Source organism: Sphingomonas sanxanigenens DSM 19645 = NX02, assembly GCF_000512205.2.
GTDB lineage: Bacteria > Pseudomonadota > Alphaproteobacteria > Sphingomonadales > Sphingomonadaceae > Sphingomonas_D > Sphingomonas_D sanxanigenens.
The window spans coordinates 1,340,081-1,358,332 of the sequence record NZ_CP006644.1; the positions used below are offsets into that span (position 1 = coordinate 1,340,081).

Genomic DNA, 18,252 nt, shown 5'->3' on the forward strand with positions numbered 1-18,252 from the left:
CGGTGGTAGTGATGCGGACAGAATGCGGGGAACAAAGTTGCGACCAACAGTAGAAGCGCTGCGATTCCGGCAATGGCTAAGCGCATGGGACGAGGTGGAGTTTGCCCCGGCCGGGAACCGATCTCAGCCAACCCCCGACATGTTCATGTTCTCAATGCCAGCGACGGCACTTCGTGCATTGAGTGAGCCGTTCCGTCGCCGACGCGATGCGGGGGCCGCCGAGGCTACCGGCATTCAGCGCAATCTCGACGAAGATCGCGCTCGCCTCATCCAGGATTATGTGAAGAATGGGTTCCCATATTCTGAGATGAGTTCCGGCCGCCGGAATCGTTATGACCTTGCCGATTTACGCAACCCCGGCTGGCTGCCGACGGCGATCATAGTAAACATCCTTCCGGCCGACGCCGAGCGCCGCGGGCGACGTATCCATGCGGATGACGTGGTGACGATCAATGGTGACGAAAAGCGATGCGCTCTTCAGTTACCTGTTGACTTCGATGACGAGGGGGGATGGCTGCCCGACGACCTGCCACCGTTTGAGGTCATCGATGGACAGCACCGCCTTTATGCGTTTGATTCAGCAAGCCAAATTCCTGACAATTTCGAGTTGCCGGTTGTTGCCTTTCACGGGCTCGACATAGCATGGCAAGCTTATCTGTTCTGGACGATCAATATTTCTCCAAAGAAAATTAGTCGTAGTCATGCATTTGATTTGTATCCACTGCTGCGCACTCAGGATTGGCTTGAAAAGTTTGATGAAGCCGTTGTGTATCGTGAGGCGCGCGCACAAGAATTGACGGAAACTCTATTTAGTCATCCGGCGAGTGTCTGGAACGGGCGCATTAATATGCTCGGCGTAGGCAGAGAGCAGGGGCGTGTCAGCCAAGCGGGTTGGATCCGCGCCATGATCAGCACGATTTTAGCTCGGAGGTCGCGGTCCGGGGCAGGGCTCTTCGGCGAGAATGTCGGATTCGAGAATATGCCTCTGCCATGGTCGCGTGCGCAACAGGCGGCTTTTTTGATTGAATCCTGGAGTAAATTCCTCCGCTCTGTAAACGAGAGCGACGCGGAATGGGCCGTGGATCTGCGCGGCAATAGGCTTATTCCGGAGTTAAGCCCTATCGACGACCCCGCCTTCACCGGCCCTCACACGCTCATTAATCAAGAACAGGGTGTTCGCGGGCTGCTGACGATCGTTAACGAGTATTTCTTCCGGAATGCTGACCGTCTAAATTTAGCGTCTTGGTTGCTGTCTCAAAACAACGCGAATTCCGCCGAGATCGTCTCGCGGGCGCTCGAATCCCTCGCAGGTACTGCGATTGAGGGAGAGTTGCAGGCGTTGATGGAGGTAGTTGCAACATTTGACTGGCGCTCGTCTGATGCGCCCAATCTTGACGACGTAACGAAACGGCAGAAGCAAGCCTATCGCGGAAGCGGCGGCTATAGTGTCTTGCGCTCGGACCTCTACAGCTATCTTGCGGCGCAAGAGGGAGAGATTGGCAACACGTTCTCAGAGGCGGCGCGGCGCTAATATGTCCCTAAGCAACGATGATCAGAATCATATCCGTAATGCGGACGGAGCGGCTGTTGAGATCGCGTTGGGGGCGCTATCTTCTCTCGATGCCATCAGCGCAAATAATGCTTTCGCAGATTATCGTATCACTCACGCGCCGCCATATACCGCAGGGGAGGCGGACAATATTCGTGAATTGATGGCGATTGGTTTTACTAATCATTGTATTGATGGCTGGGCATTTTTGTCTCGCGCCATGGCCGCGTTGCTTGCTGGAGACAATCATGCAGTGAGGCATTTTGCATATTATGCGGAGCTGCGTGGAGGGATGTCGTTGTTGGCCGCAGCGGGGATCGGGATCTTCAACCGCTCCAACATTGTCACGCTCAACGGCGGCGAGCTTGAAACACTTCAGCCTGAGGGGACCCACGTCGCCGTATGGGAAGCGCTTGATGCATGGCTCCCCAGTCAGACCGCCGCACAATTGATTGCCGGGAGTTTAGAGATCGCAGGAATCTCATTAGGAGAATGTTTAAATATATTGCTGCCCGGTGCCGGTGGAGCTGCGGTGTATAGTCTAAGTACCATGGTGTTCCACTGGGGGCTTGACCTAAAGCAGGCGAGGGCGGACAAGCACACTCGGGAAATATCTTCCTACGATCCGCATGCCCTTTTTCCGGTGCGTAACACTGCTGATGATGCATTTAATTTTACCGCAATATTATGGAAGAGTTTCGAGCCTGCGGGGATTGACCGCTATGACGAGATCGACCGTCACATCCTTCGTACAGCCTTGCAGCATTATTTTGACCAGGGCCATACGATATCCGAGGGCGATTATAATCGTCTACCAACGGAAGTGAGGAGCATAGCTTCGTTCGAATTCTTGACCTCCAGTGACTTCATTCATGAGCACCCTCTCATTATCGCTGCCCGCGACAACATCGAGCCTGCGCCGCCGTTTGCAATGCTCGCGCGCGCGGCGCTTCTAATGCGAACAGCGACTTCCGTGACTCGAGCGGCGCTCCGCAAGACTGGACTGCTTGCTCCCGGTTTCGTACGGCCATGGCTGACAAAATATGCAGCCGACCGCGCGATCGTCGACGAGGAGCTTCCCGATATCGCTGACGAGCTTTGGCATGATATCGACGACGCAATCACGCGTATCCGTACCCTGCAGACTGATGCCGGCCAACGTGCGCGCACGTTCACGCGGTGGGTTGCAGCCAACGACCCCAACGCTGCTGTACCGCGCCTCTCGGAATTTGAGAGGGTCGCCTTATGGAGTTTTGCCGTTTAGGGAGGGGCGCTATGATTGAGCCATTTCTCAAATGGGCCGGCGGAAAACGGTGGCTGACGTCCTCGGGGGGGCTGCCGGCGCCACAACATTTCGATAGATATGTTGAACCCTTCCTCGGCGGCGGTGCTGTATTTTTCAAGCTGCAGCCTGAGGTTGCGCTGCTTTCAGATATAAACGGCGAACTGATCGATCTATATCGCGTCGTGCGGGACGCACCTGATGCGCTTCGCGAGCGGTTGGAAGGTCATCAGGCCCGGCACTGTCCTGAGCATTATTATGCTACGCGTGCAGTCGTGCCGGACTCGCTTGTTGAACGAGCGGCGAGGACACTTTATCTCAACCGAACATGCTGGAACGGGCTTTATCGGGTCAATCGCAAGGGTGAATTTAATGTGCCGATTGGCACAAAGACGGCAGTCGTCTTAGAGGCAGACGATTTCTTGAGTATTGCTCGTAATCTTCAAAATGCTGATATCAGGCAATGCGATTTTGAGGAAACAATATCGCAAACTGTTGCTGGTGATTTTCTATTCGTTGACCCTCCCTATACGGTGCGTCATAATATGAATGGTTTTGTCAAATACAATGAGAAAATATTCACTTGGTTGGACCAAGTGCGACTTTATGCTGCGGTCACTGCCGCTGCCGCGCGCGGGGTGTCCGTCGTAGTTACCAATGCCGATCACGAGAGCCTACGTGAACTTTATGCTGGTAATTTCATATATCGCAGGCTGTCCCGCAGCAGTGTGTTATCGGGACTTGCGACGGGAAGAGGGCCAACGACCGAGGCGATGTTCATAGCTAATCTTTGATCTTGCAATGAATGATTGGAAAGGGGCGTTTTACTATACGTTTATTGCCTTCGCCCCGCTTCCGGTGCCGGAATCCCCCATCTCCTACACAAACTCCCCCGCCTCCAAAACCTCCACCCCCGGCGCCCCCGCCACCGCAGCCTCCACCAACACCTCCGCCACCCGCTCCGACCGGCTGATCCGCATCCGTCGCGGCAGCACCGGAGCGAGGGCGCCCAGCAGCGCGCCCATCACCCGCTCGCCCGTCCGCACCTCTTCGCGGTGGCCGCCGAGGAAGCCGGGGCGCAGGATCGTCAGCGCGGGGAAGGCGAGGTTGCGGAGGGCCTGTTCGAGTTCGCCCTTGGTGCGCAAATAGAGGAAGCGCGAGCGCGGGTTGGCGCCGGCCGACGAGACCAGCGCGAAGCGCGTGGCGCCGTGGCGGCGGACGGTGCCGGCGATGGCGCGGGCATGGTCGAGGTCGACCTTGCGGAAGGCGGCGGCGGAGCCGGCGGTGGCGCGGGTGGTGCCCAGCGCACAGATCGCGCCGTCCACCGCCCACCAGGGCGCGTCGGCGGCGAGGCGGGCGAAGTCGACGACGGGGTTGAGCAGCTTCGGGTGCGGCTCCAGCGGGCGGCGGGTGGGGGCGACGACCTGCGTCACCCGCGCGTCCGCCAGCGCCAGCGTGAGCGCCTGCCGGCCGACGAGGCCGGTCGCGCCGGCGATGAGGATGCGGGTCATGCCTGCGCCGCCCGCCGGGGGTCAGCGCGCATCGGCGGGCGCGACGCGCAGGTGGGTGCGGAAGAAGGGCAGCATGTCGGTGACGATCCGGCCGGTGGGGCCCCAGGTGCGATCGCCCCAGCCGCCATGATATTCCTCCGCCTCATAGGGCACGCCGAACTCGTCGAGCAGGTGGGTGAAGACCTGGAGCGAGACGATATGGTCGGTCACCGGATCGTTGCGGCCCCAATCGAGCTTCAGCCCGTTCAGCCGCCGCAGATTGGCGGCGTAGCGGCCGACCTGCCGATCGAGGAAGAAGCTGGCGGCGAGCCGCTCGGTCAGCGCCGGGTCGATCAGCAGCCTCTCGCCCTCGCGCCGCGCCGGCGGATCGAAGAATAGGGGCGCGCGCGCCGGGTTGGGGAGGTGCGCCTGATAGATCGAGGCGAAGATCTGCGCATAGCCATGCGCCTTGAGGTCGTCGATCGTGCGCGCGGTCTGGAGCAGCGTCCAGTCCGGCCGCGACGACATCGTCTGGACGCCGGGGCCGGCGCCGATCGGGTGCAGCGCATAGACGGCGCCGAAGACGTCCGGATGGCGCATGCCGAAGCGGATCGCGCCATGGCCGCCCATCCGGTCTCCGGCGATGCCGCGCGCGTCGCGGCCGGCGAGCGTGCGGTAGCGGGCGTCGATGAAGGGCACCAGCTCGCGGACCATGAAATCCTCCCAGTTCCCGGTCGCCGCGGAATTGACGTACCAGCCGCCGCCGAGCGGGGTGGTGAAGTCCGCGGTGACGAGGATGACCGGGCCGATCACGCCATCGGCGATCGCCGTATCCAGCAGCGCTTTGGCGTCGTGCGCGGCGAAGGGGGCGGTCTCGTCCTCGAAGAAGTTGGAGAGGAAATAGAGGACGGGCAGGCGCTGCGTGCCGCCATCATAGCCCGCGGGCAGATAGATGTTGATGCGGCGGGTGGGCGATATGCCGATCCGGCTGCCGGCGAAGCTGCGCGATGCGAGCTGCGCGGCCTCCACCCGGCTCGGCGCCGCGGCCATCGCGCTGCCGCAGAGCGACATCAGGAGCAGGGCGAAGACGAGGATCGGCGTTCGTCGGCTCATGGCGGGCGCCTTGCGGAAGGTGCGGGCGAGTCGGGGGTGAGTATCCGGTAAATCGGGGTGGGGCGCCATGGGTTTGGGGCCAATCTTCCCCCTCCTCTTTAGAGGCTACGACATTCACACATCTCGATTGCGGTCGCTTTTTGCCCTCGCCCCTATGGGGAGAGGGAAAGGTCCGCGTAGCGGACCAGGGAGAGGGGCAGTCGCGCCAAGCGTAAAGGCCTGACGGGTTCGCTCTAAAAATGGGCCAACCGGGCAGCAGTGCCAAGCCCTCCGAACCTTTACGCGGAGCGCGACTTCCCCCTCTCCCCGTCCCGTGCGGCGGTTATGATGGGTCGATCATGCCCCCGGCATGATCTGTGGAATGCCGGGGGCATTCCACACCCGTCAGAACCGACGCACGCCCCGTAGGGGCGAGGGGGCGCGGCGGCAGCCCCTCTCAATCCATCTACGAAGTGTGAATCCTGTAGCCTCTTTAGAGGAGGGGTTGGGGTGGAGGCGAGCGCAGCGAGCTTCCGGCAACGCCGGAAACAGCGTCGCCGGGGGCATTGAGCCCCCGCCGCCGCTTCCCCACCCCTTCCCCTCCCCTGAAGGGGAGGGGGTATTCTTTCGTTAATCCCCGCCCTACCAGCGGTAGCGCAGCGATCCGATCACCGTGCGTGCGGCGCCGAAATAGCAGCTGTTGTTGAACGGGCAGGCGCTGATATGCGTCTTGTCGAACAGGTTGGCGGCGTTGACCGCGAGGTCGAAGCCGGCGAGCGCGGGGGTGGCGCGGCCGAGATCATAGCCGAGCAGCGCGTCGACGAGGATGAAGCCGTCGGTGTGGAAGCGGGTGAAGGTGGCGGCGCCGTTGACCACCGCATAGGTGGTCGTGCCGTCGGACCCGCCTACATAGCGCGCGCCGGCGCCCAGGCGCAGGCCGCCGAGCGGCCCGGCGATGCGATCGCCCTTGCCGAGATCCCAGGAGAGGAAGCCGGAGGCGGCCCATTCGGGCGTGCCGAGCTGGCGGGTGCCGGTGGTGGTGGGGGTGATGCCCGCGGCGGGGGTGCCCCGGGTGATGATCGCGTCGGTATAGCTGCCCGCGACGATCACATCGACGCCGGTCGTGATTTCACCGCGGCCCTCGATCTCGACGCCGCGCACGCGCACCTCGCCGATCTGGATCTGCGCATTGGCGGGGATGCCGCCGCTGCCGGCGTTGGGATCGCCCACCGGCACCTTCTGGCGGCGCAGGTCGTAGACCGAGGCGGTGAACAGCGCGTTCAGCCCGCGCGGCTGGAATTTGAGGCCGGCTTCATATTGGCGGCCGGTCACCGGATCGAAGGGCGTGCCGTCGAAGGTCGCGCCCGCCTGCGGCTCGAAAGATTCGGCGTAGCTGACATAGGGGGCGAGGCCGATCGCGGTCTCGTAAAGCCCGCCCAGCCGCATCGTGAACGCGCCCTGGCTGAGCTGCGCGGCGGTGTCGTTGCGCTTGTTGACGGTGGTCTGGTCGTACCAGTCGTAACGGCCGCTGGCGATGAGCTGGAGGCGGCCGATCGCGACCTGATCCTGCAGATAGACGCCCACCTGATCGCGCTTCTGATCATTGTTGACGTAGCCGGCGCTCAGCACGGTCAGGTCGGTGCTGGGCAAGGTGCCGCCATAGGTGGGCGCGAACAGGCTGAGATTGGGGATGCTGGTCAGCGGGTTGCCGGTCTGCCCGGTGTTGAACTGCTGCACATTCTCACCGACGATGTTCTGATAATCGATGCCGGCGAGCAGATTGTGCCTGAGCGGGCCGGTCTCGAACCTGGCGTTGAGATGATTGTCGAGCGTCAGCGTGTCGAAATCCTCGTCGGCGCCGCCGCCGCCGCGGATGATCGTCGAATAGTCGCTGTTGCGGCTGGCGCCGGTGCCGGTCGTCGCGAAGCCGCCGACATAGAGCTGGCGGTAGGACAGCCTGTTGTTCTGGAAGCGGAAATTGCTGCGGAAGGTGAGATGCTGGTTGAAATCGTGGCGGAAGAAGGCCGCGATCGACTTCGCCTTGTGGTCGTAGCGCTCATAGCCGGGATCGCCGGTGTTGATGTCGCGCGGCAATTCACCGAACGGATTGGGTAGCACCGATCCGAACGCGGGCACCCCCGAATAGCCGCCGCCCGAAGGCGAGCGCTGGTAGGTCGCGAGCAATGTCAGGCTGGTGTCCGGCCCCGGTGCGAAGGTGAGCGAGGGGCTGATGTGCCAGCGTTCGCTGAACGTGCCCTCGGTCAGCCCGTCCGCCTTCTGCCAGCCGCCGACGACGCGGGCGAGCAGGCGGCCGTCGCCGTCGAGCGGCTGGTTGACGTCCGCCACCGCGCGCAGCGCGTCGAAATTGCCCGCCTGGAGCTCGATCCGGCCGAACGCCTCCGCCTCGGGCAGCTTGCTGGAGAGGTTGACGAGCCCGCCCGGCGTGGAATTGCCGTAGAGCACCGATGCGGGGCCCTTGACGATGTCCAGCCGGTCGATGCGGTTGAAATCGATCTGCGGGGTGGAATAGGGGCCGGCGATCAGCCGCATGCCATCCAGATAGACGCCCGGCGCGAAGCCGCGCAGGATGAGCTGGTCGTAGCGCGTGACCATGCCGCCGCGCTGGTTCGCGGCGACACCGGCGACATAGCCGACCGCCTGGTTGATCGACTGGACGTTGCGCAGCTCCATCTCGCGGCTGTCGATCACGGTGATGCTCTGGGGGGTCTCGATCAGCGGCGTATCGGTCTTGGTGCCGGTGCCGGTGCCGCGTTCCTTGACGCCGGTGACGACGATCGCGGCGTCCCGCCCCGCCGCGTCCCCGTCCGCCGGCGCGTCCGCGGCGAGCGCGGGGGCGGAGAGGGGGAGGGCGGCCAGCGCCATCGCCAGCGCACGACGCGACAGCCGCGCCGGCAGCCGCCGGCATCCCGTTGATCCAGTCATATTTGCCCCATTTTATTGCTAAAGACTCGCAATACCCGTTAGTGCGGCGGCGATGGGGTTGCAATGGCCATCGCGCATAGCTTGCCGTGCCGTCGTGACGCGGGGGGGGGCGATCGAATCATGCAGTTCCGGTTGCGCGCCCTTTCGCCTGCGGGTAAGCGCGGCGCATGGGCATATTGGCTAACATCTTCACCTGGTGGAACGGCGCCACCTTCGGCACCTGGCTCAACACGCGGATGACCGGCTCGCGGGTCGGTGAGGATGCGCTGGGCAATGTCTATTTCGAGGCGAGCAAGCCCGGTCCGATCGGCAACCGCCGCCGCTGGGTGATGTATGCCGGCGCGAACGACGCCAGCCGCGTGCCGCCCGAATGGCATGGCTGGCTGCACAACACCCATGATGACGTGCCGGAACAGGCGCTGCCGCCGCGCCGCGCGTTCGAGAAGCCCGCCACGGCGAACCTCACCGGTTCCGTCGCCGCCTACCGCCCCGCCGGCGCGTTCGGTGCGGGGGATCGTCGCGCCGCTGCGACGGGGGACTATGAGGCATGGACGCCCGACGCCTGATCGTGCGCCGCGTCGCCATCGCAGCCGCGGCCGCCGGGCTGGGCATCGCTGCCTGGCAAGGCGCGGTAGCGCTCCAGGACGATAATGGCGCCGCTGCGGGCTCGACCGCGGCGGACGACGCCGTAGCCGCCGGCAATGCGTCCGTCACCGCGCCGCCGACCGTGATCGAGGTCAAGGAAACGCCGAAGGCCGGCGATTCCAGGGCGCCGCAGGCGACGCCGATGGCGCAGCGCGAGGCGGTGATCGGCTTCCTCAACAAGCGCAACGGCCTGTCGCGCGAGGTCAAGCTCAAGCCGGGCCAGGCAGTGCGGATCGGCGATGCGGTGATCCGCCTGCGCGCGTGCGAGAAGACCGCGCCGTGGGAGCCCGAGCAGCTGACCGGCGCCTTCGTCCAGCTCGACGTCCATGGCAGCGACGAAAAGTGGCGCCGCGTCTTCTCGGGCTGGCTCTACAAGGAATCGCCGTCGCTCAACATGGTCCAGCACCCGATCTACGATGTCTGGTCCAAGAGCTGCACGATGAGCTTCCCCGAGGCGGGGCCGGACACGCTGGTGGTCCGCGAGGGATCGGGCAGCGCCTCGAGCGCGAAGAAGTCGGGCACGGCCGCCGCCGCACCTGCGGCACCCGCCGCCGAGCCGTCGCCGGCACCCCCGCCCAGCGCCGAATCGAGCAACGACACATAGGTCTCCCGCGTCACCTCGATCGCGCCCAGGCTGGCGAGGTGATCGGTGATGAACTGGCAGTCGAGCAGCGTGAAGCCGCCCGCGCGCAGCCGCGCGACGAGGTGCGCGAGCGCGACCTTCGAGGCGTCCCGCGCGCGGCTGAACATGCTCTCGCCGAAAAAGGCGCCGCCCAGCGCGATGCCATAGAGCCCGCCCGCCAGCCGCCCGTCGAGCCACGCCTCCACCGAGTGGGCATGGCCGCGCCGGTGCAGGGTCAGGCAGGCATCCTCGATCTGGCGGTTGATCCACGTCTTGGGCCGGTCCGGCCGCGCCTCCGCACAGGCGGCGATCACCTCCGCAAAGGCGGTATCCACCGTCACCACGAACCGCCCGGACCGGATCGTCTTGGCCAGCGAGCGCGAGAGGTGGAATCCGTCGAGCGGCAGAATGCCGCGGCGGTGCGGCTCCACCCAGAACACTTCGCCCGCGTCCCGGCTGTCCGACATCGGGAACACGCCGGCCGCATAGGCACGAAGCAGCAGGTTGACGTCGAGCGAAAGCATCGGTGCCCGCGATCATGCGTCGGCGCGCGACGGGGATCAATCAAGAAAGGCCGCTTGCGCGCGCCGCGGCATGGGCAGGCGGCATCGCGCCGCGACCTTCAGTCGCCGTGCGGCGGCAGCGGCTCCGCGCGCAGCATCGCGCGCAGTTCGGCGAGCGCGGGGCCGTCGGCGGCGCGCATCATCTCCGCTTCCATCATGCGATAGGCGGCAAGCGCACGGCGGCCCTCGTCGGTCAGCCGCGCGCCGCGCTCCCGCCCGCCGCCCGACAGCGTCTCGACCAGCTTTTCGGTGAAGCAGCGGTTCATCGAGTCGACCAGCAGCCACGTCCGCCGGTAGCTCATCCCCAGCCTGCGGCCGGCACCCGAGATCGAGCCCTCGCCGTCGATCGCCTCGAGCAGCACGGCCTTGCCCGGCCCGATCGCGAACTCGTCGCCGCAGACGAGCTGCGCCTTCACCTTGAGGTTGCCGAGGATCATGCGGCGGCTTGCGCGAGCCGCTTCTCGACGCCGCGCCACAGGGTGGAGAAAGCGAGCGCCGCCGGGCTCTTGGCGGCGAAGGTCGCCACCGGCGCGCGCTCGATCGCCATCTGCTCGACCGCGCTGGCATAGGGGATCGCCGGCCAGCCCGGATTCTCCGCCAGCGCCTCGCGATGCAGGGTCCGGCGCTTGTCGACCATCGCGTAGATCGGCTGGATCGGCGGCATGCGGCCGCTCTGCTGGTTGAGATAGGCGACGACGTCGTCGAGCGTCCGCCGCGAGAGCGGGGAGGGGATGACGGGCGCCAGGATGATGTCCGCCGCGCGCATCACCTGCTCGCTGGTTTCGGTCAGCCCCGGCGGGCAATCGAGGATGATGCGGTCATAATCCTTGTGCAGCGTTTCGAGCAGCTTGGTCAGCCGCTTCTTCTTGCCCATGTCGTGGAACAGCAGGTCGAGCCCGCGCAGCGAGATGTCGGCGGCGAGCAGGTCGAGCCGCGGGATCGCGGTCGGCCGGATCAGCTTTTCCGGCTCGACATCCCTGGAGAAGACCGATTGCGCCTGCGCCTTGGGCGTCTTGCCGTCAGCGAGCAGGAAGCTGGCGCCGCCCTGCGGATCGAGATCCCACAGCAATGTGCGGCGCGCGGACTGGGTGGCCGAGGACCAGGCGAGATTCACCGCGAGCGTGGTTTTGCCGACACCGCCCTTGAGACTGTAGACCGCGATGGTTGCCAATGATCCTCTGCCCTTGTCGTTTCGTGGATGCCAAGGCTATCGCGGGAGGGAGGGGGGAGGCAAGGCGGGAGCGCCAATATCCACCCTTCCGTTCGCCCCGAGCGAAGTCGAGGGGTGGTTCGAGCGCAGCCGAGAACCGGGACACGCTCGGAGTGTGGCCCAACCCGCCGTCTCGGCTTCGCTCGACGGCCCCCTCGACTTCGCTCGGGGCGAACGGAAAGGGGGCGGCAAGGGGTGAGGGGGCGGTGTTGAAGCTTAGAGCCTCATATAAGACCCGTTCGTCCTGAGTAGGGACTGAGCCCGGCGAAGGCCCGTATCGAAGGGCCAGGCGCGGAGCCGGCCCTTCGATATGCCAATTCGACAAGCTCAATGGCTACTCAGGGCGAACGGTTCTGATTTAAGCTCATCGCTTGCGTTCTTCGAGGAGGGCGTGCCCCTCAGAGGATCTCGTGGATCTTGTCCACCGGCCGGCACAGCCGCACGCCCTTCTCCGTCTCCACCAGCGGGCGTTCGATCAGCACCGGTTCCGCCACCATCGCGGCCAGCACCCTGGCGTCGTCGGCGCTGGTCAGCCCGCGGTCCGCCGCGTCGGTGTTGCGCATGCGCAGCCCGTCGCGCGGGGCCATGCCGGCGTCGCGATAGAGCTGCGCCAGCTTATCGGCGGTCGGCGGCGTCTTGAGATACTGGATCACCTCGACCTCGACGCCCGCGGTGGCCTTGAGGATGTCGAGCGCCTTGCGCGACGTCGAGCAATTCGGGTTGTGCCAGATCGTGGCCTTCATTCGCCGCCCTCGGCCTGCAGCCATTCCTCCAGCCACTTGATCGTATAGTCGCCCGACTGGAAATCGGGCGCGTCGAGCAGCTTCTGGTGCAGCGGGATCGTCGTCTTCACGCCGTCGATCACGAACTCCTCCAGCGCGCGGCGCAGGCGGCGCAGCGCGCCCTGGCGCGTCGTGCCGTAGACGATCAGCTTGGCGATCATCGAGTCGTAATAGGGCGGGATGCGGTAGCCGGCGTAGAGGCCGCTATCGACGCGCACATTCATGCCGCCCGGGGCATGATAGTTGGTCACCGTGCCCGGCGAGGGCGCGAAGGTGCGCGGATCCTCGGCATTGATGCGGCATTCGATCGCATGGCCGCGGAACACCACATCTTCCTGACGCAAGGTCAGCGGATGGCCCTCGGCGATGCGGATCTGTTCGCGGACGAGATCGAGGCCGGTGATCGCCTCGGTCACCGGATGCTCCACCTGCAGGCGGGTGTTCATCTCGATGAAGTAGAATTTGCCGTCCTCGTAGAGGAACTCGATCGTGCCGGCGCCGCGATAGCCCATGTCGGCCATCGCCCGGGCGACGAGCCCGCCCATTTCCTCGCGCACCTCGGCCGAGATGACGGGCGAGGGGGCTTCCTCGAGCACCTTCTGGTGGCGGCGCTGCAGCGAACAGTCGCGCTCGCCGAGATGGATGGCGTTGCCCTTGCCGTCACCGAAGATCTGGAACTCGATGTGGCGCGGGTTGCCGAGATATTTTTCCATGTAGACGGTGGCATCGCCGAACGCCGCCTTCGCCTCGCTGCCGGCCTGCGCCATCTGCGTTTCGAGCTGGTCCTCGCTCTGCACCACCTTCATGCCGCGGCCGCCACCGCCCGACGCCGCCTTGATCAGCACCGGATAGCCGATCTCGCGGGCGAGCGCCTTGGCTTCGGCGAGGTCGCCGATCGCGCCGTCCGACCCCGGAACCAGCGGCAGGCCGAGCGCGCCGGCGGAGCGCTTGGCCTCCACCTTGTCGCCCATCGTGCGGATATGCTCGGGCTTGGGCCCGATCCAGATGATCTGGTGCTGCTCCACGATCTCCGCGAAGCGCGCATTCTCGCTGAGGAAGCCATAGCCCGGATGGATCGCATCCGCCTGGCTGATCTCGGCGGCCGAGATGATGTTCGGGATGTTCAGATAGGATTCGCCGGCGGGCGGGGGGCCGATGCAGATCGCCTCGTCCGCCAGCCGCACGTGCATCGCGTCCGCATCGGCGGTCGAATGCACGGCGACGGTGCGGATGCCCATCTCGTGCGCGGCGCGGTGGATTCGCAACGCGATCTCACCGCGGTTGGCGATGAGGATCTTCTGGATCGTCATGGCGCCCGCTTACTCGACCACGACGAGCGGCTGGTCGAATTCGACCGGCTGGCCGTTATCGACGAACACCGCGGTCACGGTGCCGGCGCGCGGGCTCTGGATCGGGTTCATCACCTTCATCGCCTCGACGATCAGCAGCGTCTGGCCGGCGGTGACCTTGGTGCCGACCGCGATGAACGGCGCCGCACCCGGCTCGGCCGCCAGATAGGCGGTGCCGACCATCGGCGACTTCACCGTGCCGGGATGTTCGGCCGGGGATGCCGGGGCCGCGGCAGCAGCGGTTGCCGCCGGCGCTGCGGGCGCGGACGGCGCATAGTGCGGAACCGCGGCGGCGGTGACGTTTACGGTACGGGCGACACGGATCTTGCGCTCGCCGTCCTGGACCTCGATCTCGGTCAACTGCGTCTGGTCGAGCAGCTCGGCGAGCTGGCGCACAAGCGCCGCATCAACCTGCATGGCTCCACTGTTTTCCTGGCTCATTCGACCCTCGGTTGTTCGGATAAGCGGCGCGCCATGTCAGAGACTCGCCGCCGCGTCCAGCGCAAGCAGATAGGAAAGCGCGCCGAACCCCGCGATCGTCCCCTTCGCGGCGCGGCCGACGAAGCTGACATGACGGAAGGATTCGCGCGCGTGCGGATTGGAAAGATGCACCTCGATCACCGGCACGGCGATGCTCTTGATCGCATCGTGCAACGCGATCGAGGTGTGCGTGTAGCCGCCGGGGTTGAGGATGACCGCCCTGGCGCCCCGCGCACCGGCTTCGTGCAGCCAGTCGATCAGATGGCCCTCATGGTTGGACTGGCGCATGTCGATCTCGATGCCGAGTTCGCGGCCACGGTCTTCCAGCCGGCCGGCGATATCGTCCAGCGTGTCGTGGCCGTAGATGTCCGGTTCGCGCAGCCCCAGCAGGTTGAGATTGGGGCCGTTCAGCACGTAGATGGTGGAATTCTGGGTCGCCGACGGATCAGACAAGGGCATCGAGCCTTTCGGTTGCGGTCGCACGGATGCGGTCCCTATATGCGCGGCAACGCTTTTCCCCAAATGTTTCGCGCACGGAGTGAAGGATCAATGCCCAGCGCCGACACCGTATCGATCACCCTGAACGGCGAGCAGCGCCGCGTAGCGGGCGGCATTTCGCTCGCCGCGCTCGCGGCCGAACTCGGTTTCGATCCGGCGAAGATCGCGGTCGAGCGCAACCTCGAGGTCGTGCCGCGCTCGACGCTGGGCGCCGTGCCGGTGGCGGACGGCGATTCGCTGGAGATCGTCCACTTCGTCGGCGGCGGCGATCATGGCGCGGCGGTGGACGAGGATCGCTGGTCGGTCGCCGGCCACAGCTTCCGCTCGCGGCTGATCGTCGGCACCGGCAAATACAAGGACTTCGCGCAGAACGCCGCCGCGGTCGAGGCGTCGGGCGCCGAGATCGTCACGGTCGCGGTGCGCCGGGTCAACGTCAGCGATCCCAAGGCGCCGATGCTGACCGATTATATCGATCCCCGGAAGATCACCTACCTGCCCAATACCGCCGGCTGCTTCACCGGCGACGAGGCGGTGCGGACCTTGCGGCTGGCGCGCGAGGCCGGGGGCTGGGATCTGGTGAAGCTGGAAGTGCTCGGCGAGGCGCGCACGCTCTATCCCGACATGGTCGAAACGCTGCGCGCCACCGAGATACTGGCCAGGGAAGGCTTCAAGCCGATGGTCTATTGCGTCGACGATCCGATCGCCGCCAAGCGGCTGGAGGATGCCGGCGCGGTCGCGATCATGCCGCTGGGCGCGCCGATCGGCTCCGGCCTCGGCATCCAGAACCTCGTCACGATCAGGCTGATCGTCGAGGGCGCAAAGGTGCCGGTGCTGGTCGATGCCGGCGTCGGCCAGGCATCCGACGCGGCGGTGGCGATGGAACTGGGCTGTGACGGCGTGCTGATGAACACCGCGATCGCCGAAGCGCAGGATCCGATCATGATGGCGGCGGCGATGAAGGCGGCGGTGGAGGCCGGGCGGCTTTCCTACCGCGCCGGCCGGATGGGCAAGCGGCGCTACGCCGATCCGTCGAGCCCGCTCGCAGGCCTGATCTGATGCGCCTCCGCCGGCTCGCGCTGGCGCTGCTGCTGCTCGCGACCGCGTGCGACGATCCGCAGCCGCAGGAAACCGCGCGCCGCATCATCGGCGCGCATTTCGTCGAGCCGGTGCTGATCCGGGCCGACGATGGCGTGATCGTCCACGGCCTCGATTACCGGACGTCGCGGCCGCGCGGGGTGGTGCTGCTGTTCCACCAGGCGGGATCGAGCAAGGCCGAGTATAACGAGATCGCCGCGAAGCTGATCGATCGCGGCTTCAACGCGCTGGCGATCGACCAGCGTTCCGGCGGCAACCTGTTCGGCATCAACGAGACGGTGCAGGCGCTGGGCCGCAGCACCGACTATGCCGCCGCGCGGCCCGACCTGGATGCCGCGTTCGCCTGGGCCAGGGGGGAGAAACTGCCGATCATCCTGTGGGGCAGCAGCTATAGCGCCGGCATGGTGTTCGAGCTGGCCGCCGACCATCCGGGCGAAATCGCCGCGGTGCTCGCCTTCTCGCCCGGCGAGTATCGCGAGGGCGGCACGTCGGTCGCCACCGCGGCCGGCAAGGTCGACGTGCCGATCTACGTCACCGCCGAGAAGACGCCCGAGGAGGCGCGCGGCGCCAAGGCGATCCTTGCGGCCTCGCCCTCGAAGGACAAGGTCTACGCGACGCCGCGCAAGACCGGCATCCACGGATCCTCGACATTGATCATGGCGCGCAACCCCGAGGGCGCGGCCGACAATTGGAAGAGCGTCGACGAATTCCTCGACCGCATCGTCCCGCCGCTGCCCGAGGAAGAGGAAGAAGACGCCGCCAAACCGGAACCGGCTCGCCGCTGAGCCGTTCTTTCCCCGAGACTTAGCCGCCGCGCCAATCCCGGCGCTGTGGCGCCGGATCGAGGAGGTACATTCCCATGGGTGAACTGGTCGACAAGATCAAAGGCAATGTCAACGAAGCCGTCGGCAAGGCCAAGCAGGCCGTTGGCAAGGAACGGCGCGACGAGCGCCTCGCCGACGAAGGCGCCGCGCAGGAAGTGAAGGGCAAGGGCCAGCAATTCGCCGGCAAGGTGAAGGGCGCCCTCGGCGACGACATCTGACCGATATCGACGCGGTCGGCCCACGCCGATCCGAAAAGGTCGCCGCGGCGTAAGCCGGGCGGCCTTTTTCTTTGATGGGGGGCGGAGCTTGTCCACCGCGTCTCGGCTTCGCTCGACGCTCCCCCTCGACTTCGCTCGGGGCGAACGGGGGGATGAGAGTCATCCTTCCGGAACCAGGTGCTCCTTATGGTTTAACAATCCTCCGTTCGCCCCGAGCGACGTCGAGGGGTGGTTCGAGCGCAGCCGAGAACCGAGACCCCCTCGGAACTCACCCCGCCGCCCCCGCCGGTTCCCGATGCGCGACGATCGTCGCCAGCACCAGATCGCCGACCACGTTGAGCGCCGTCCGGCACATGTCGAGGAAGCGGTCGACGCCAAGCACCAGCCCGATCCCCGCCGGCGGCACGCCGACCATGCCGAGGATCATCGCGACCACCGGCAGCGATCCCGCCGGCACGCCGGCGGTGCCGATGCCGCCGAGGATACACACGCCCATCACCATCACCTGCTGGCTGAGGCTGAGGTCGACGCCGAAGAATTGGGCGAGGAAGATCACCGTCACCCCCTCGAACATCGCGGTGCCATTCTGGTTCGCGGTCGCGCCGATCGTCAGCACGAAGCGTGCGACGCGCGGCGGCAGGTGCAGATTCTCGTCGGCGATGCGCAGCGCGGTCGGCAGGGTCGCGTTGGACGAGGCGGTCGAGAAGGCCATCAGCCCGGCTTCCTGCACGTCGCCGAAGAAGGTCAGCGGGTTGCGGCGCGCGAGCAGCAGCAGCAGGATCGGGAAGACGATGAAGGTCTGGATCCCCAGCGCGCCGATGACGACGCCGACATAGGCGGAAAGGCCGAGCAGCAATTCCCAGCCGAACAGCGCGGTCAGGTTGAACATGAAGCAGAACACCGCCACCGGCGCGAGCTTGATGACGAGGCCGATCAGTTTCATCGAAACGGCGAACAGCCCCTCGATCCCCTGCCGGAATATGGTGGTCTCGTCCTGCCGGACCAGCAGCAGGCCGATGCCGATCGCCAGCGCGAAGAACATCACCGCGAGGATGTCGTTCTCGGCCATCGCCGCGACCGGATTCGCCGGCACGATCGCCAGCAGCGCATCGATGCCGGTCTTGCTCTCCGGGCTGCGTTCGAGCAGCGTCTTCGCGGTGCCCGACGAACGGGCGAGCAGTTCCTGCGCGAACCCCTGATCGAGCACGCGGCCGGGCTGCACCCAGTTGACCAGCGCGAGGCTGACGGCGACCGCGATCGACGAGACGATCACGGTCAGCACCAGCGTGTTGACGCCGATCCGTTTCAGCGACCGGATCTCGCCCATGCTGGCGACCCCCAGCACCAGCGCCGAGAACAGCAGCGGGATGACGAGCATGAACAGCAGCCGCAGGAAAAGCTGGCCGATCGGCCCCGTCACATAGTCGGTAACGATCTTCAGCCAGGCGGCGTCCTCACCAAGCACATGCGCGGCGAGGCCGCAGGCGGTGCCGATGGCGAAACCCGCGGCCATGCGCCAGTGAAGGCGGGAGCGGCGGGGCTTGCCGGGTTGTGCTTCCGTCTCGGCGATCGCTTCGCTCATGACATCCTTCCGCTGCGGATGCCTTGTC

Annotated in this window: 18 protein-coding genes and 1 pseudogene; 8 read left to right on the top strand and 11 right to left on the bottom strand. The window is 65.6% G+C overall.

Annotated elements, in window-relative coordinates; translation table 11 throughout:
- Positions 1-139: 139 nt before the first annotated feature.
- From NX02_RS31335 to NX02_RS31340, 3 genes are read left to right on the top strand one after another with little or no spacing between them, the layout of a single operon-like run.
- Positions 140-1,531 carry a DGQHR domain-containing protein gene (locus tag NX02_RS31335; protein WP_162232664.1) on the top strand — a complete coding sequence of 464 codons (1,392 nt, stop codon included), beginning with the start codon at positions 140-142 and terminating at the stop codon, positions 1,529-1,531.
- Position 1,532: 1 nt separating this feature from the next.
- The gene (locus NX02_RS06260; RefSeq protein ID WP_158013940.1) at positions 1,533-2,813 is read left to right on the top strand and encodes a hypothetical protein; all 1,281 of its coding nucleotides are present in this window, start codon (positions 1,533-1,535) and stop codon (positions 2,811-2,813) included.
- Positions 2,814-2,824: 11 nt separating this feature from the next.
- A complete protein-coding gene (locus NX02_RS31340; RefSeq protein WP_084717633.1) occupies positions 2,825-3,625 on the top strand; it encodes a DNA adenine methylase in 801 nt (266 codons plus the stop codon).
- Positions 3,626-3,709: 84 nt separating this feature from the next.
- Here the strand turns inward: NX02_RS31340 and NX02_RS06265 are convergent, their stop codons facing one another.
- The 3 genes from NX02_RS06265 to NX02_RS06275 all read right to left on the bottom strand — a co-directional run bounded on the left by NX02_RS06265 (position 3,710) and on the right by NX02_RS06275 (position 8,356).
- On the bottom strand, positions 3,710-4,342 hold the full coding sequence (locus tag NX02_RS06265; RefSeq protein WP_025291341.1) for an NAD(P)H-binding protein: 633 nt from the start codon (positions 4,340-4,342) through the stop codon (positions 3,710-3,712).
- Positions 4,343-4,363: 21 nt separating this feature from the next.
- Positions 4,364-5,434 (bottom strand): alpha/beta hydrolase, encoded by a 1,071-nt coding sequence (locus NX02_RS06270; RefSeq protein WP_025291342.1) that lies wholly within the window; start codon positions 5,432-5,434, stop codon positions 4,364-4,366.
- 621 nt (positions 5,435-6,055) lie between these two features.
- The gene (locus NX02_RS06275; protein ID WP_025291343.1) at positions 6,056-8,356 is read right to left on the bottom strand and encodes a TonB-dependent siderophore receptor; all 2,301 of its coding nucleotides are present in this window, start codon (positions 8,354-8,356) and stop codon (positions 6,056-6,058) included.
- Positions 8,357-8,523: 167 nt separating this feature from the next.
- Here NX02_RS06275 and NX02_RS06280 point away from each other — a divergent pair, with 167 nt between their 5' ends.
- Together NX02_RS06280 and NX02_RS34010 are read left to right on the top strand one after the other, a co-directional pair.
- Positions 8,524-8,922: an NADH:ubiquinone oxidoreductase subunit NDUFA12 gene (locus tag NX02_RS06280; protein WP_025291344.1), complete on the top strand. Its 399-nt coding sequence runs from the start codon at positions 8,524-8,526 to the stop codon at positions 8,920-8,922.
- A 221-nt stretch (positions 8,923-9,143) separates the two neighbouring features.
- A pseudogene (locus tag NX02_RS34010) lies at positions 9,144-9,377 on the top strand (DUF2155 domain-containing protein); the annotation flags it as partial.
- A gap of 35 nt (positions 9,378-9,412) precedes the next feature.
- Here the strand turns inward: NX02_RS34010 and aat are convergent.
- From aat to aroQ, 7 genes are all read right to left on the bottom strand, one after another.
- Positions 9,413-10,147, bottom strand: coding sequence for a leucyl/phenylalanyl-tRNA--protein transferase (gene aat / locus NX02_RS06290; protein WP_025291346.1), 735 nt, complete (start codon positions 10,145-10,147; stop codon positions 9,413-9,415).
- A 98-nt stretch (positions 10,148-10,245) separates the two neighbouring features.
- Positions 10,246-10,623 (bottom strand): winged helix-turn-helix domain-containing protein, encoded by a 378-nt coding sequence (locus tag NX02_RS06295; RefSeq protein ID WP_025291347.1) that lies wholly within the window; start codon positions 10,621-10,623, stop codon positions 10,246-10,248.
- The gene (locus NX02_RS06300) at positions 10,620-11,357 is read right to left on the bottom strand and encodes a ParA family protein (protein ID WP_025291348.1); all 738 of its coding nucleotides are present in this window, start codon (positions 11,355-11,357) and stop codon (positions 10,620-10,622) included. Before NX02_RS06300 ends, NX02_RS06295 begins: the two co-directional genes overlap by 4 nt.
- 437 nt (positions 11,358-11,794) lie before the next feature.
- Positions 11,795-12,139, bottom strand: coding sequence for an arsenate reductase family protein (locus NX02_RS06305; RefSeq protein WP_025291349.1), 345 nt, complete (start codon positions 12,137-12,139; stop codon positions 11,795-11,797).
- On the bottom strand, positions 12,136-13,488 hold the full coding sequence (gene accC, locus NX02_RS06310) for an acetyl-CoA carboxylase biotin carboxylase subunit (RefSeq protein WP_025291350.1): 1,353 nt from the start codon (positions 13,486-13,488) through the stop codon (positions 12,136-12,138). Before accC ends, NX02_RS06305 begins: the two co-directional genes overlap by 4 nt.
- A 9-nt stretch (positions 13,489-13,497) precedes the next feature.
- The gene (accB, locus tag NX02_RS06315) at positions 13,498-13,968 is read right to left on the bottom strand and encodes an acetyl-CoA carboxylase biotin carboxyl carrier protein (protein WP_025291351.1); all 471 of its coding nucleotides are present in this window, start codon (positions 13,966-13,968) and stop codon (positions 13,498-13,500) included.
- Between the two features lie 36 nt (positions 13,969-14,004).
- Positions 14,005-14,460 (bottom strand): type II 3-dehydroquinate dehydratase, encoded by a 456-nt coding sequence (gene aroQ / locus NX02_RS06320; protein WP_039997185.1) that lies wholly within the window; start codon positions 14,458-14,460, stop codon positions 14,005-14,007.
- A gap of 96 nt (positions 14,461-14,556) precedes the next feature.
- On the opposite strand from aroQ, the gene thiS reads away from it, so the two are divergent.
- The 3 genes from thiS to NX02_RS06335 all read left to right on the top strand — a co-directional run bounded on the left by thiS (position 14,557) and on the right by NX02_RS06335 (position 16,642).
- Complete coding sequence (gene thiS / locus NX02_RS06325) at positions 14,557-15,561, top strand: sulfur carrier protein ThiS (RefSeq protein ID WP_084717634.1); 1,005 nt, start codon at positions 14,557-14,559, stop codon at positions 15,559-15,561.
- Positions 15,561-16,385 carry an alpha/beta hydrolase gene (locus tag NX02_RS06330; RefSeq protein ID WP_025291354.1) on the top strand — a complete coding sequence of 275 codons (825 nt, stop codon included), beginning with the start codon at positions 15,561-15,563 and terminating at the stop codon, positions 16,383-16,385. The genes thiS and NX02_RS06330 overlap by 1 nt, the downstream gene beginning before the upstream one ends.
- A 74-nt stretch (positions 16,386-16,459) precedes the next feature.
- Positions 16,460-16,642, top strand: coding sequence for a CsbD family protein (locus NX02_RS06335; RefSeq protein WP_025291355.1), 183 nt, complete (start codon positions 16,460-16,462; stop codon positions 16,640-16,642).
- Between the two features lie 268 nt (positions 16,643-16,910).
- Here NX02_RS06335 and NX02_RS06340 read toward each other — a convergent pair whose 3' ends face one another.
- Entirely contained in the window at positions 16,911-18,224 is a 1,314-nt protein-coding gene (locus NX02_RS06340) for a dicarboxylate/amino acid:cation symporter (RefSeq protein WP_025291356.1), read from the bottom strand.
- Between the last annotated feature and the right edge of the window lie 28 nt (positions 18,225-18,252).

Bases quoted from the DNA above. Each gene is read 5' to 3' on its own strand.
- NX02_RS06275 (WP_025291343.1), bottom strand. From the start codon at position 8,356: ATGACTGGATCAACGGGATGCCGGCGGCTGCCGGCGCGGCTGTCGCGT.
- aat (WP_025291346.1), bottom strand. From the start codon at position 10,147: ATGCTTTCGCTCGACGTCAACCTGCTGCTTCGTGCCTATGCGGCCGGC.
- NX02_RS06330 (WP_025291354.1), top strand. From the start codon at position 15,561: ATGCGCCTCCGCCGGCTCGCGCTGGCGCTGCTGCTGCTCGCGACCGCG.
- NX02_RS06335 (WP_025291355.1), top strand. From the start codon at position 16,460: ATGGGTGAACTGGTCGACAAGATCAAAGGCAATGTCAACGAAGCCGTC.
- NX02_RS06265 (WP_025291341.1), bottom strand. From the start codon at position 4,342: ATGACCCGCATCCTCATCGCCGGCGCGACCGGCCTCGTCGGCCGGCAG.
- NX02_RS31335 (WP_162232664.1), top strand. From the start codon at position 140: ATGTTCATGTTCTCAATGCCAGCGACGGCACTTCGTGCATTGAGTGAG.
- NX02_RS06260 (WP_158013940.1), top strand. From the start codon at position 1,533: ATGTCCCTAAGCAACGATGATCAGAATCATATCCGTAATGCGGACGGA.
- accC (WP_025291350.1), bottom strand. From the start codon at position 13,488: ATGACGATCCAGAAGATCCTCATCGCCAACCGCGGTGAGATCGCGTTG.
- NX02_RS06280 (WP_025291344.1), top strand. From the start codon at position 8,524: ATGGGCATATTGGCTAACATCTTCACCTGGTGGAACGGCGCCACCTTC.
- NX02_RS31340 (WP_084717633.1), top strand. From the start codon at position 2,825: ATGATTGAGCCATTTCTCAAATGGGCCGGCGGAAAACGGTGGCTGACG.
- NX02_RS06295 (WP_025291347.1), bottom strand. From the start codon at position 10,623: ATGATCCTCGGCAACCTCAAGGTGAAGGCGCAGCTCGTCTGCGGCGAC.
- NX02_RS06270 (WP_025291342.1), bottom strand. From the start codon at position 5,434: ATGAGCCGACGAACGCCGATCCTCGTCTTCGCCCTGCTCCTGATGTCG.
- NX02_RS06305 (WP_025291349.1), bottom strand. From the start codon at position 12,139: ATGAAGGCCACGATCTGGCACAACCCGAATTGCTCGACGTCGCGCAAG.
- NX02_RS06340 (WP_025291356.1), bottom strand. From the start codon at position 18,224: ATGAGCGAAGCGATCGCCGAGACGGAAGCACAACCCGGCAAGCCCCGC.
- accB (WP_025291351.1), bottom strand. From the start codon at position 13,968: ATGAGCCAGGAAAACAGTGGAGCCATGCAGGTTGATGCGGCGCTTGTG.
- thiS (WP_084717634.1), top strand. From the start codon at position 14,557: ATGCCCAGCGCCGACACCGTATCGATCACCCTGAACGGCGAGCAGCGC.